Origin of the sequence: Citrobacter sp. 172116965, from assembly GCF_013458095.1 — a bacterium.
GTDB lineage: Bacteria > Pseudomonadota > Gammaproteobacteria > Enterobacterales > Enterobacteriaceae > Citrobacter > Citrobacter braakii.
This window is the reverse complement of the sequence record NZ_CP046673.1, coordinates 3,305,965-3,319,394: the sequence shown is the minus strand read 5'-3', so window position 1 is coordinate 3,319,394 and position 13,430 is coordinate 3,305,965. Positions and strand designations below refer to the sequence as shown.

The following is a 13,430-nucleotide window of genomic DNA, read 5'->3' as shown; positions in this document are numbered from 1 at the left end:
CTGGGGTGCCTAATGAGTGAGCTGACTCACATTAATTGCGTTGCGCTCACTGCCCGCTTTCCAGTCGGGAAACTTGTCGTGCCAGCTGCATTAATGAATCGGCCAACGCGCGGGGAGAGGCGGTTTGCGTCTTGGGCGCCAGGGTGGTTTTTCTTTTCACCAGAGAGACGGGCAAAAGCTGATTGCCCTTCACCGCCTGGCCCTGAGAGAGTTGCAGCAAGCGGTCCACGCTGGTTTGCCCCAGCAGGCGAAAATCCTGTTTGATGGTGGTTAACGGCGGGATATAACACGAGCTGTCTTCGGTATCGTCGTATCCCACTACCGAGATATCCGCACCAACGCGCAACCCGGACTCGGTAATGGCGCGCATTGCGCCCAGCGCCATCTGATCGTTGGCAACCAGCATCGCAGTGGGAACGATGCCCTCATTTAGCATTTGCATGGTTTGTTGAAAACCGGACATGGCACTCCAGTCGCCTTCCCGTTCCGCTATCGGCTGAATTTGATTGCGAGTGAGATATTTATGCCAGCCCGCCAGACGCAGACGCGCCGAGACAGAACTTAATGGGCCCGCTAACAGCGCGATTTGCTGGTGACCCAATGCGACCAGATGCTCCACGCCCAGTCGCGTACCGTCTTCATGGGAGAAAATAATACTGTTGATGGGAGTCTGGTCAGAGACATCAAGAAATAACGCCGGAACATTAGCGCAGGCAGCTTCCACAGCAATGGCATCCTGGTCATCCAGCGGATAGTTAATGATCAGCCCACTGACGCGTTGCGCGAGAAGATTGTGCACCGCCGCTTTACAGGCTTCGACGCCGCTTCGTTCTATCATCGACACCACCACGCTGGCACCCAGTTGATCGGCGCGAGATTTAATCGCCGCGACAATTTGCGACGGCGCGTGCAGGGCCAGACTGGAGGTGGCAACGCCAATCAGCAACGACTGTTTCCCCGCCAGTTGTTGTGCCACGCGGTTGGGAATGTAGTTCAGCTGCGCCATCGCCGCTTCCACCTTTTCCCGCGTTTTCGCAGAGACGTGGCTGGCCTGGTTCACCACGCGGGAAACGGTCTGATAAGAGACACCGGCATACTCTGCGACATCGTATAGCGTTACTGGTTTCACATTTACCACCCTGAATTGACTCTCTTCGGGTGCTATCATGCCATACCACGAAATGTTTTGCGCCATTCGGAGGGGGCACGCCGAAGTGAGATTCAAAATGCCGACGTCAGTTCACAGGTGGGTAATGATACCAACGTGTTGATTTCGTATTTTCACTGACACCAGGATCATCCTGATGTTACAAGGATTGAATGACTACAGATTAAAATAGTCATCAACAGGTTGACAGCATTACCGTATTTTTATTGCCAATATTGATGACCCGGTGAAGCGAGCGCTACTTGTTTCTGTGGTGAAAGGGTTACGTGGTACTGGCAAACCACTGGTGTTTGAAGGGGTGGAAACGCCAGGACAGTTTGAATTCGTCCGTTCTCTTGGCCCCGGTTACCTAGTTCAGGGCTGGTATACCGGAAAACCCGAAACAATATCTGCGATGAATATTCAGGGTTAAAACGATACGGGGCCCGGCCCGTATCGGCAACCCGACCCGTCAGCGTATCGCTTTCTGTCTGAAGCCGGTTCAGGTCGGCTTCTATCTGCGCGATGCGGCGGGAGATTTATTCAGAACGACTGCCGAAGTTCATCCGGCGAAGCTTATCCAGCTGCGCCTGCAGATGGTCTATTTCGCGCTCCCGGTCGGCCTGCTTTTCCAGCAGGGCGCGGTTCAGCGCTTCCTGTTCGGACAGGCGCTGTTTCAGCAGAAGGATGTCGTCAGGGTAGGTGTTGTTCATAAGCCCGCATTTTACCAGGCTTATTCAACGACAACCAGGATAAAGAGGCCTACAACATGGTCAGGGACGTAAGCAGTCTTTTAGGCTGCCGCCAGTCGATGCCTTCCAGAAGCATTGCCAGCTGCGCCGGGGTCAGGAACACTTTGCCATCGCGGGCAGAGGGCCAGGCGAAGCGGCCGCGTTCCAGCCGTTTGGTCAGCAGGCACAGCCCGTCGCCGGTGGACCACAGCAGTTTGACCTTACTGCCGCTGCGGCCCCGGAAGATGAAGACATGGCCGGACATCGGGTCATCTTTCAGCATCGTCTGCACCTTTGCGGCGAGACCATTGAAGCCGTTGCGCATGTCGGTGATACCGGCAACCAGCCAGATTTTGGTGCCTGTTGGCAGGTGGTTATCACTTCCTTTATCTGTCCTGTGATGATCCTTATGACTTCGCCAGACTACTTCACCACACACATGGGTCTGCCAGATACCGGTTCGGGATGGATTTCCGCTTCTACGCTGAACACCGTCTTTAGAAGCTCTGGTTTCATCACTGCTTCCGGAGCACCTTGCGCCATCACGCGACCGCTTGCCAGTACCACCAGATGATCGCAATAGCGGCTGGCCTGATTCAGATCGTGGAGTACCGTCACTACGGTTTTCCCCTGCCTTTTGAGTTCAACCATCAGGCGCATCAGTTCAACCTGATGATTGATATCGAGGTAGGTCGTAGGCTCATCAAGAAGAATGAGTGGGGTATCCTGTGCCAACACCATCGCCAGAAACGCACGCTGGCGCTGGCCGCCGGAAAGCTGGGTTAACCTGCGGTCAGCCAGATTGCGCGTCCGGGTCTGACTCATTGCCACGTTGACCCGCTCGTTGTCTTCCGCGGAGAGTCGCCCCCACAACGACAGCCACGGGCTGCGGCCGTAGGAAACCAGTTCCCGTACAGTGATCCCCTCGGGGGATAAATGGTGTTGCGGCAGTAAAGCCAGGCGGCGAGCCAGCTGGCGGGCGGAAAAACCGGCTATGGGTTTTTCATCAAGCAATATCTCGCCAGAGTCTGGTGTTAACAGGCGAGAAAAACAGTTCAACAGCGTCGATTTCCCGCAACCGTTAGGGCCGAGCAGGGCCGTGATTTTTCCGGCAGGCAGGGCGAGAGAAAGTCCATCCAGCACGGTTTGTGCGCCATAGCTGACGGTCAGATTTTCAGTACGTAATCTCATTTATCGCATTCTCACAAGCAGCCAGACAAACCACGGTGCGCCTATAATGGCGGTCAGCACGCCTGCCGGAAGCTCCAGCGGCGGATGAATGATTCGTGCCAGCAGATCGGCAATGACCAGCAACAACGCGCCCGTCAGGGCCGAAACGGGCATCAGCCAGCGGTGACGCCCGCCGGCGATCCTGCGCACCATGTGCGGCACGACGAGACCAATAAAACTTATCGGGCCACAGACGGCCACGCCGGTTGCTGTCATCGCGACAGCCAGCATCAGCCCCTGGAACCGGGTGCGCTGAACCGACACGCCGAGCGTGGCTGCTCGTGCATCGCCCAGCGCCAGCAGGTCGAGATCGCGACAAAAGCGCAGGCTCAGCGGCAAAAACAGAATGAGCAACGGCACGGCAATCTTCACAAAGTGCCAGTCGCGCCCCCATAAGCTACCCGTCAGCCACAGCAGGGCACTGTTTACATCCTGCGGGTGCAGGAGCATCAGGTAATCCGTCAGGCTCGCCCAGCAGGCGGAAAGCGCCACGCCGGTGAGCGCCAGCTTCATCGGCTGGTGGGTCTTTGCCAGCATCTTCAGCAAGATCAACCCCGCCATACCGCCCGCAAAGGCCAGCAGCGGCAGCACCATCACGGATAGTGATGGCATAAGAAGCAGTGCTCCCACAGAGGCAAGGCTGGCGGCATGGTTAATGCCGAGAATATCCGGTGATGCTAGCGGGTTACGCACAATCCCCTGTACCAGCACGCCCGCTACGGCGAGGGCTGCACCGACAAACAGTGCCAGCAGCAAGCGCGGCAGTCGGTACTCCATCAATACATAATAATGCTCGCGTCCGTCCTGCCAGTCGGTCAGCAGCGCGCGCCACGGCACGGGGATCACCCCCATATGGAGTGATAACAGCGCACAGCCTGCCAGGGCAAGGGTGATGAAAATGACCAGCGCAATTTTCATCCTCGCCTCCTCACCAGCCAGACAAAGCAAGGACTGCCAATCAGCGCCAGCACTGCGCCTGCGGGCAGATCGCCGGGGAAGGCCAGCGCGCGTGCGAGTACATCTGCCATCAGCATCAGCGTGGCCCCCAGCAGCATGCTCACCGGCAGTACGTTGCGCTGATCGAAGCCTGCCCAGAAGCGCGCCAGATGTGGCACCAGCAGGCCGATAAACGCCACCGGACCTGCCACACTGACGCACGCGCCAACCAGAAGCAGCACTAACATATTGATGATCAAACGTAGTCTCGGCAGGTTCACTCCCAGCGTATGGGCGGTACTGTCGCTGACGTTGAGCAGGTTCAGTTGATTCGCCAGCAGCAACACGACAGGGACTGCAGTGACCACCACCGGCAAGAGCTGCCAGACATCCTGCCAGTGGGCGTGGGACACTCCGCCTGCCAGCCAGTAAAAGATGCCGTAAGCATGATCTTCGGCCAGCAGCAGGGTGATGCGGGTCAGGGCCATACAAAAGGCCGACAGCGCGATACCCGCGAGGATCAGTTTGTTTCTGTCCTGGGTATGACGAAACCCGCCTCCTGCGGTCATGACCAGCAGCCAGCTCACGCCGCCCCCGCATGCCGCGATGAACGACAGGGAATAGCCTGCAACCGGCGTCGGACTCAGCGCGCTGGTAAGCGCCATAGCCAGCGCCGCGCCGCTGTTAATGCCGAGCAGTGAAGGAGAGGCCATTGGGTTGTGGGTCAGGGTTTGCAGCAGCGTGCCCGCGAGCGCCAGGCTTGCGCCGATCAGAACGGCGACCAGGCTTCGCGGCAAACGAAGGTTTTGCACCAGCGCTTCTGGTAGCGTTGGCGTGTGTCCAGGCAGCAGGGCGCGGATTGCGTCTGCTCCGGAAACAAGAATGGCCGAGTAGCAAAACAGACTCAGCCAGAAAATAATAATAAGTACTGCAACGGGAAGCCCCCACAGCAGCACCGGGTGTTTTAGCGCGGTCATTTCACATCGGTAAGCGGCTGATGGTGGAAGATTTTTACCGTGTCAGCGGCAATACGCTCTGCGGCAAAAATACCGCGCATCCGCGCCCAGGCGTTACTGTCGACTGAAGCAACCTGCTGCTTCTGCGCGGCGGTTAATATCTGCCAGAGCGGATCTTGTTGCCAGCGTTTAACAATGCTCTCTTCGCGATAGTGGGCAACCAGCAGCCAGGCAGGATTGACCGCCAGCAGTTGCTCCAGGCCGATGGACGGCATGGACGCGCCCGCCATCGCAGCGGGAACGTTCAGCCCCAGAGAAGCCAGCACGCTGCCGGTCCAGGTCTCCTGGGTATGCAGGTTGAATAGCTGTTCGCGTGATGTGCCAAAGGCCACGCGTGTCCCTGTGGGAAGCTGGCTGGCCCACTGCGCCATCTTCTCTTTATGTTGTTCCAGACGCGCCTGCATCTCTCGTTTTTTACCTACCACTTCGCCGATGATAGCCGCTGAGTGCAAATTTTCAGCGTAGGTTTCGTTGCGGGACTTAAGCAGCAGTACCGGCGCGATTTGCTGCAAGGCGGTGTAAATCCCCGCATGGCGACTGCTGTCGGCAATGATCAGGTCTGGTTTCAGGGCAGCAATGGCTTCCAGGCTCGGCTGCGCGCGCGTTCCGACGGACTGCCACGGTTTCAGGTGCGCACGCACTTCGGGCAGGATGCGTTTTGCATCGTTATCGTCGGCAATACCGATCGGGCTGACGTCCACGGCGGCCAGCGCATCGGCGAACGAGAGTTCCAGCACCACAATCCGTTGTGGCGTTTTATCGAGTGTAAACGTGCCGTGTTCGTCCTGAACCGTGGCGGCAAAGGCGTGGCCGATCACCAGCAGCAGGCCTGCAAAAAGAAAACGGATAAATGCCAACATAGTCACATTCCAGCTAAAAGCCCGGCAAGCCGGGCGTTAACACATCAGAACTTCAACGCCCCCTGCATATACAGCGTGCGCGGTTGGCCTGCGTAGATGCCTTTGTTGTTGTCGTCATAAGAGCGGATGAAGTAGTCCTGGTCGAAGATGTTTTTCACACCGAACGCCAGGTTCAGATCTGCCATCTGCGGGCCAAAGTCATACGCCACGCGTGCGCCCCAGAGCATGAAGCCGGGAATGCGGCCGGTACTGCCGTCGGCGCTCTCTTTCACCGTATTGGCGTTATCCGCAAACTGGCTGGACTGGAAATCGCTGTTCAGATTGAACGTCCAGTTGCCCGGCTTGTAGTCCACGCCCAGCGTGCCTTTATGTTTCGGGGAGAATGGCACCTGATTGCCATAGGTGTCGCCTTTCTCGCGGATTTCCGCGTTCACATACGCATAGCTGGCGTAGACGGAAACGTTATCAAGCGTTGGCGTTAGCGTACCCAGGTCGTAACGTGCCTGCGTTTCCAGCCCGGTATGGCGCGTTTTGCCACGTGCAGTGACGGTGTCGTTGGTCTGGTTGGAGTCGTACTGATTGTTAAAGTTAATCAGGAACAGCCCCATTTCCGCCGTCAGCGCGCCGTCGTCGTAGCGGGTACCGAGTTCCCAGGTTCGCGCTTTTTCCGGTTCCACATTGCCGCTTTGCACAGCCTTGCCAATCTGGCTGTACTGTACGGTGCCGAACGAGCCTTCAGTGTTTGCATAAAGATTCCAGCTGTCAGTCAGGTGATAGAGCACGTTCAACGCCGGAAGCGGTGCGTTATAGCTCACCTCTTCGTGCGTGCCTTTGATGGCGTTGTTCTGGTATGACTCGATATGTTCGAAACGCATACCCGGCGTGATGGTCCAGTTGCCGATGTCGATTTTGTCATCCAGATACCAGGCGTGCGCCTCGGTGCCGGAACGCGTGTCGCGGTCGTAAGGGCTTGAGCCGGACGGCAACTGCCCGCTGCTGGTGGCGGTGTAGTAACGCATTTCATGCGTTGATTCATTCACATAGCGATAGCCCACGCCCACTTCGTGCGCGGAAGGGCCGATCATAAAGCTCTGGCTGTAGCGTGGCTCAATACCGCGCACCCAGTAGTTACGCGGCGAGAGGGTGATGCGTTTGCCTTGCTCCAGGTAGCCGCTGCGCAGGGTCTGGGTGTAGAACCCCTGAATGTTGAATTTATGCTGGCTGTCCGGCTGGAACTGGTAGCCCAGGCTCGCCAGCTTGCGACGGCCCCAGAAGCGGTCATACGGGCGGGTGGATTGCCAGCGATCGGCGTCGTAATCCGCGCGGGACAGGCCGCCGGGCATGTCGGCTTCACCATCGTAATATTGCAGCAGGCTGTTGAAGGTGTGCACCTCATTCGGCGCATATTTGCTTTTCAGCATCAGGTCGTCGATGCGGGTGGCGCTGTGCTCGCGCCAGTCACTGCCGCGCGTGCCGGAGTAGAGCAGCGCGGTGCCAAAACCGTTGTCCGCTGTGCCGCCCACCATCAGGTTGTGCGTCTCTTTCGGGTTGTTTTGTGAAGAGGTTGGGCTGAGCTGACCTTCCACCCCCGCCTCGATACCAAAGTCCTGCGGAATGGCGCGGGTAACAAAGTTCACCACGCCGCCCACGCTCTGCGGTCCGTAACGCACCGCACCACCACCGCGCACCACGTCAATGGCATCCATGTTGCCGAGCGAAACGGGAGCCAGTGAAAGCTGCGGCTGACCGTAAGGGGCAAAGGGGACGGGGATGCCGTCCATCAGGACGGTCGAGCGGCTGGCGAGGCGTGGGTTCAGGCCCCGGATGCCAAAGTTCATCGCCAGGTCGTGGCTGCCGGTGCCGTTGTTTTCCGGCGCGCTGACGCCAGGGATGCGGTTAAGCACCTCACGCATGGTGGTTGCGCCGGTTTTGGCGAAATCCTCACGGCGGATCACGTCACGCGCGCCAGCATGTTCAAATACGTCGTTTTCACGCGCATCGCCCAGCCAGTCGCCGACCACGGTCAGGGCATCTTCTTTTGGCGCGGGCGCGGGCTCCAGCGTCCAGCTGTTATTTCCCAGCGGTTTTACCTGCAGTCCGCTGCCGTCCAGCAGCTGTTGCAGGCCGCTCTCGACGTCGTAATCTCCGTGCAGGCCGTTGCTCTGCTTGCCGCGCGTCAGGCTGGCGTCAACCGAGAGGGTAATTCCGCTGTGTGCGGCATACTGATTGAGCGCTTTGTCGAGCGATCCCGGTGCGATATCAACCTGTGCAGCAAAAGCGGAAAACGAGAGACCGGCCAGCGGCAGCAGGCTCAGGCGAATGGCGTTAACCAAAGGTGTTGTTTTACGAAAAACGCGTAACGGCGTCATACCTTCTCCATCATCATTTTTGTTGTGTTCAGCTATGAGTCGAACGAGAAGGGTAAAAAGGACAATCGAAATGAGAATTATTTTTCTTACAGCGGTGAAATGTTTATCCAGTACCGCGTAATAGACTGAATTTTAACGGGAAGCGTTTGAGCGATAACGTTCAGGATCGCATCGGTATTTTTCAGCGGGAACGTCCCGCTCAGGCGCAGCCCGGCAACGGCGGGATCGCAGCGCAGCACGCCGTTGCGGTAACGGCTTAGCGTGGCTATCACCTCACCCAGCGGTTTATCGCTGAAGCTCAGGATGCCCTTCGTCCAGCTTGTACTCTCGTCATCCAGCGGTTTCACTGCGCCAAACTCAGAGGCGCTGAACTGCAGGCTTTCACCAGCGTTCACGATGCGTTTTTGCGCGGGGGCACTGGCGAGAAGCACTTCCACGGCGTGCTGCTGCACGTCAAGCTGCGTGAAATTATCCTGCTGGCGGACGGTAAATTCTGTCCCTAAAGCGGTGAGTTGGCCCTGACGGGTCAGGACGCGGAAGGGGCGTTGCTGCGCATCTTTCGCGGTAGTAATGGCGATTTCACCGTACCAGAGCCGGACGGTGCGCTGATGCGCATCATAACGCACATCCGCCGCGCTTTGGGTATTCAGCGTGAGCAGGGAGCCATCTTCCAGTTGCTGACGGCTGACTGCGCCTTTGGCGGTGCGGTAATCTGCCCGCAGACCTTCGCCGGTTTCCGACTGCCAGAGTTGCCAGCCTCCGCCAGCGCCGAGCAACAGCAGTAATCCTTTCATCACGTGACGGCGGGTGAGGCGGGTATCGTGCAGCGCCCGGCTGGCAACGTCGCCAGGCACACCGCCAAGCTGGTTGCGCAGGTTTTCAACCTGCTGCCAGGCCCACTGGTTATCCTGATCCTGTTCATACCACTGTTGCCAGCGCGCTTCCTGTTGTGGGCTGACGCGCTCGCCGCTTAGCACGGCATACCAGTGGGAAGCTGAACGCAGCGCCTGACGGCGGGAATCGGTTAACGAAGGATTCATAACCCATGCTCCAGACGAAACAGCAGGCAGTGCTCGACGGCTTTCGCCACGTATTTTTTCACGGAGCTGACGGAAACACCGAGTTTGTGCGCAATCTCGCTGTATGTCAGGCCATCCAGTTGCGAAAGCAGAAACGCTTCACGTGTTTTTCCGTTTAGCCCGTCCAGCATGCTGTCGACGAGTTGTAGGGTCTCGAGCTGGCTTTCGCGTTCCTCAGGTGAAGGCGCTACCCCCTCCGGCATAAGCGCCAGCATCTCCAGATACGCTTTTTCCAGCGCGTTTCGGCGAAACAGGTCCACCATCACGCGTTTGGCGATAGTGCACAGGAAAGAGCGAGGATCGCGGATCGTCGAGAGCGTTTCGCTGCTCATTACCCGCAAAAAAGTGTCCTGGGCAATGTCATCTGCATCAAAAGCAGACTGGAGTTTGCGCGTCAGCCAACTTTTCAACCAGCCGTTATGGGTGCCATAAAGCGACTCGAACGTTAAGGAAGCTGTGGTAGTGGCACGGTCAGACATGCGGAGTGCATCAAAAGTTAATTATCACGTAGCCATATTAATATGAGAATGGTTATCATTACAATTGTAAATAAAATTGTTTCCAATAAACATTTTTAACATGTTGTTTTTCTAAGTGTTATAAGGTAAGTATAAAATGGGATGGATCCTCTGCTTCTGGCATCTGTCGGTCAGAATGACATCATGATGTGGTCTGCTATTATTGACATCCTCCCCGCCCTTTAGGGCGGGGAGGATGTCAACTATGAGTGTTGCCTGAAATGTCGCCAGCCCCCGGTACAGCAGAAGTATCTCGGGCTTTCTGCGTTTGCTCCTGGTGGGTATGGCCCCCGCAAGCGGGGGTTATTGCTAACTGTCGTTTCAACAAAAAGTAACTTTTTTCACTTTGCCCCTCAGTACAAATTAGGGGCTTGCCGCGGATGTACCATGCCTGAATATCTTCGAGTGATGATTTGGTGCGGCTTTGTTGAATAAATCAGATTTCGGGTTCCACCTGACTGACCTGCTGCCAGAGCGGGGCGTGATGCTCCGGCACGGTCTGCCAGCCGGATGCAGCCGAACAGAGACGGTGCGATGCCATCTGCTGCTCATTACTGTAGATCCGCAGTTCATCATCCAGCGAGATCCGTATTGATACCGGCTGGCCACACAGGCTTTCCGGCACGCTGTAACGGTTTCCGCCAACCTCGATATAGCCATCCCAGGAGACATGACGGATATCGAAGTAGCTGGTATCGAAGTCCGTATCCGGCAACGGCTGCAGATGCTCCTGTTCCTGCGTGAAGCGCTGTTCCGGTGTCTGCCTGAACTGGCGAAGTTCTCGCCTGTCGGCATCGTCAGCCATCCACTGCTCCAGTAGCTGATTAACCTGGGCGAAGCTGTCGAACCGGCGGTACCGGACGAAGAAGTTCTCCTTGAGGTATTTCACCATCCGCTCCACCTTACCTTTGGTTCTGGCCCTTCGTGGACGGCATGCCCGTGGCAGGAAGCCATAGTGATCGGCCAGCAGCAGGAACCCGGAGTTGAACACCATCTTCCCGTTGTTATTTTTCAGCACTGCGGCTTTCTGATTATCGACCAGCACGGTTTTCACGCTGCCGCCGAAGTAGCGGAAGGCGCGGACCAGTGACTCATAGGTATGTTCAGCATCCTGCTTTGGTGCCGCGAAGACATGGAAGCGACGTGAGAACCCCAGCGTGTTAACCGCGAAGTTAACCCTGCATCGTTGCCCGGCAACCTCAGCCTCAACTTCTCCCCAGTCATGCTGGAGCTGGTAACCGGGCTGAGTTTCGAAGCGAACCGTTTTCTTCGATGGCCGCATCTTACGTTTTGGCTGGATGTAGTAACGCAACATGGAGCGTCCGCCGGTATAACCCATCGCTTTGATTTCCGCGAGGATGACCTCGCCGTTCCAGACATTCTCAGCCAGACGCATGTCGATATAGTCCATGAACGGCCTGAGTTTGGCCATTTTGTGGCGTGTTTTTCTGGCCGGAGGTTCCGGGTATTTCAGGTACCGTCTGACAGTCCGCTCAGAGCAACCAACCTGAGTGGCAATATCAACAATATACGCACCCTGCTGGCGCATTTGCTTTATCATGTAAAAGTCCTCATGAGCATGTTTGGTCAGGACGAAACACTGTTCAGTGGTGTGCTGCGTTACACCAGCGTTTTTGATTTGACCTGCCACCCAACTCTGACATTGCCCTGCGGGCGTACTGCTGCAGGCGCACCAATCGCCTTCCAGCTTGTTGCACCACATTTTGGCGAAACCGCATTGATACAGTCTGGCTGGGCGTGGCAGCAGGTTACTGACTGGCATCGCACTCATCCCGCCCTTTAATTTTCTTTGCTCCAGCCAACAGGCTGGAGCAATCAGTTATGAATCACTTACAGTGGAGTCAGCATATCAAATCATGATGTCTTACCTTCCGAAAATGCCATCAAAGTGCGGGCGATTCAGTCATTCCTGACGGAGAAAGGTCAGCTCGATCCAGAAACTTCAGAGTAAGCGTGCAGCGAGAACCGTATTGACGGGGATGTGTTATTCAGTTGGCAGTGCTACGCGCCAGGGGAGTAGTTCGCTGACCCGGTTTATCGGCCAGTCAGCTATAACATCAAGCACATGGCGAAGGTAGCTTTCTGGCTCCACTCCGTTCAGTTTGCATGTCCCGATCAGGCTGTACAGCAGCGCTCCCCGCTCCCTCCATGATCCGAACCGAAGAACAGGTAGTTTTTGCGGCCCAGGCTGACCATCCGTAGCGCATTCTCAGCTATGTTGTTATCTGCCTCGGCCCAGCCGTCGTCAGTATAGTAAGCCAGCGCCGGCCACTGGTTCAGTACGTACGTGAACGCTTTCGCCAGTTCTGAGTGTCGCGACAGCGTTTTCACCTTTTCACGCAGCCAGCTTTCCAGGGATTTCAGCCGCGGTTTAGCTTTTTGCTGACGTTCTGCAAGGCGTCGCTTCGCCGGCATCCCCCTTATTTCCGCCTCGATGGCATATAACTCACCGATCCGTTTCAGGGCTTCCTCCGTCAGCGCTGACGGGGTGCGAACGTGCACATCGTGGATCTTGCGGCGGGCATGAGCCCAGCAGGCAGCTTCCGTTATCTGTCCATTGCGGTACAGTTCGTTGAACCCGGCGTACGCATCCGCCTGCAGAACACCGCTGAAGCCAGCGAGATGGCTCTGCGGGTGGATACCTTTTCTGTCCGGGCTGTAAGCGAACCACACTGCCGGCGCCAGCTCTGACCCGGCGTTACGGTCGTCACGAACGTACGTCCACAACCGCCCGGTCTTCGTTTTCTTATTACCTGGCAACAGCACCGGGACAGGCGTGTCATCAGCATGGAGCTTACCGTCAGTCAGCACATAGTCCTGAAGCGCCCCTTCCAGCGGTGACAGTAGCCGGCAACACGCATCCACCCAGCCCGACAGCAGTGAGCGGCTCAGCTCCACACCCTGGCGGCCGTATATTTCAGACTGGCGGTACAGCGGGGTGTGCTCTGCATACTTTGAACTCAGCACGCGGGCCAGCAGCCCCGGTCCTGCGATACCCCGCTCGATGGGCCGTGAAGGCGCGGGGGCCTGCACGATGGCATCGCACTGAGTACAGGCATGCTTTTCACGTACTGTCCGGATAACCCGGAAGGCGCTGCGCATCAGCTCCAGCTGTTCGGCGGCATCTTCACCCAGGTAACTCAGCGCACCACCACATTCCGGGCAGCATGACGCTGCCGGCAGCAGCCGTTTTTCGTCACGGGGAAGTGATTCAGGGAACGGTTTGCGGGTACGGGTCTGCCGCAGCGGGCGCTGCACGGCCGGGTCATCCACCCGGCCGGTAAGGGTATCGCTTTCTTTCTGCAACTGCTTAAGGTCGGCTTCCATCTTCGCGATACGGCGGGAGACTTTTTCGGAGCGGCTGCCGAAGTTCATCCGGCGCAGCTTATCCAGTTGCGCCTGCAGGTGATCTATTTCGCGTTCACGCTCGTTCAGCTTTTCCAGAAGGGCACGGTTCAGCGCCTCCTGTTCGGCAAGGAGACGTTTCAGTTCATCGATATCGTCAGGAAGTAAGCTGTTCATA

At 57.1% G+C, this 13,430-nt stretch carries 12 protein-coding genes and 2 pseudogenes; 2 read left to right on the top strand and 12 right to left on the bottom strand.

Annotation, left to right across the window (positions count from 1 at the left end):
- Positions 1-46: 46 nt before the first annotated feature.
- Positions 47-1,129: a DNA-binding transcriptional repressor LacI gene (lacI, locus tag GPJ68_RS16240; protein WP_048998167.1), complete on the bottom strand. Its 1,083-nt coding sequence runs from the start codon at positions 1,127-1,129 to the stop codon at positions 47-49.
- 238 nt (positions 1,130-1,367) lie between these two features.
- Between lacI and GPJ68_RS16235 the strand changes: the two genes are divergently transcribed.
- Positions 1,368-1,580 carry an EAL domain-containing protein gene (locus GPJ68_RS16235; RefSeq protein WP_072041631.1) on the top strand — a complete coding sequence of 71 codons (213 nt, stop codon included), beginning with the start codon at positions 1,368-1,370 and terminating at the stop codon, positions 1,578-1,580.
- Between the two features lie 22 nt (positions 1,581-1,602).
- On the opposite strand, the pseudogene GPJ68_RS16230 reads toward GPJ68_RS16235, so the two are convergent.
- The 10 genes and pseudogenes from GPJ68_RS16230 to istA all read right to left on the bottom strand — a co-directional run.
- Positions 1,603-1,860, bottom strand: a pseudogene (locus tag GPJ68_RS16230) (IS66 family transposase); the annotation flags it as partial.
- A gap of 49 nt (positions 1,861-1,909) precedes the next feature.
- Complete coding sequence (tnpB, locus tag GPJ68_RS16225; RefSeq protein ID WP_029497456.1) at positions 1,910-2,248, bottom strand: IS66 family insertion sequence element accessory protein TnpB; 339 nt, start codon at positions 2,246-2,248, stop codon at positions 1,910-1,912.
- Positions 2,249-2,301: 53 nt separating this feature from the next.
- Positions 2,302-3,069, bottom strand: a complete 768-nt coding sequence (fecE, locus tag GPJ68_RS16220; RefSeq protein ID WP_004152282.1) for a Fe(3+) dicitrate ABC transporter ATP-binding protein FecE — start codon at positions 3,067-3,069, stop codon at positions 2,302-2,304.
- A complete protein-coding gene (gene fecD / locus GPJ68_RS16215; RefSeq protein ID WP_004118246.1) occupies positions 3,070-4,026 on the bottom strand; it encodes a Fe(3+) dicitrate ABC transporter permease subunit FecD in 957 nt (318 codons plus the stop codon).
- A complete protein-coding gene (fecC, locus tag GPJ68_RS16210; RefSeq protein ID WP_180836868.1) occupies positions 4,023-5,021 on the bottom strand; it encodes an iron-dicitrate ABC transporter permease FecC in 999 nt (332 codons plus the stop codon). Before fecC ends, fecD begins: the two co-directional genes overlap by 4 nt.
- Positions 5,018-5,920: a Fe(3+) dicitrate ABC transporter substrate-binding protein FecB gene (gene fecB, locus GPJ68_RS16205; protein ID WP_004118241.1), complete on the bottom strand. Its 903-nt coding sequence runs from the start codon at positions 5,918-5,920 to the stop codon at positions 5,018-5,020. Before fecB ends, fecC begins: the two co-directional genes overlap by 4 nt.
- 44 nt (positions 5,921-5,964) lie before the next feature.
- Positions 5,965-8,289 (bottom strand): TonB-dependent Fe(3+) dicitrate receptor FecA, encoded by a 2,325-nt coding sequence (gene fecA / locus GPJ68_RS16200; RefSeq protein WP_045354824.1) that lies wholly within the window; start codon positions 8,287-8,289, stop codon positions 5,965-5,967.
- 86 nt (positions 8,290-8,375) lie between these two features.
- Positions 8,376-9,329: a ferric citrate uptake sigma factor regulator FecR gene (gene fecR / locus GPJ68_RS16195; RefSeq protein WP_017146590.1), complete on the bottom strand. Its 954-nt coding sequence runs from the start codon at positions 9,327-9,329 to the stop codon at positions 8,376-8,378.
- Positions 9,326-9,847: an RNA polymerase sigma factor FecI gene (fecI, locus tag GPJ68_RS16190; protein WP_001572456.1), complete on the bottom strand. Its 522-nt coding sequence runs from the start codon at positions 9,845-9,847 to the stop codon at positions 9,326-9,328. The genes fecR and fecI overlap by 4 nt, the downstream gene beginning before the upstream one ends.
- A 475-nt stretch (positions 9,848-10,322) precedes the next feature.
- The gene (gene istA / locus GPJ68_RS16185) at positions 10,323-11,447 is read right to left on the bottom strand and encodes an IS21 family transposase (protein WP_032237994.1); all 1,125 of its coding nucleotides are present in this window, start codon (positions 11,445-11,447) and stop codon (positions 10,323-10,325) included.
- Positions 11,448-11,459: 12 nt separating this feature from the next.
- Here istA and GPJ68_RS16180 point away from each other — a divergent pair, with 12 nt between their 5' ends.
- Positions 11,460-11,690 carry an amidase family protein gene (locus GPJ68_RS16180; RefSeq protein WP_024193449.1) on the top strand — a complete coding sequence of 77 codons (231 nt, stop codon included), beginning with the start codon at positions 11,460-11,462 and terminating at the stop codon, positions 11,688-11,690.
- A 201-nt stretch (positions 11,691-11,891) separates the two neighbouring features.
- Here GPJ68_RS16180 and GPJ68_RS16175 read toward each other — a convergent pair.
- Positions 11,892-13,429 (bottom strand): annotated as a pseudogene (locus GPJ68_RS16175) (IS66-like element ISKpn24 family transposase).
- Between the last annotated feature and the right edge of the window lies 1 nt (position 13,430).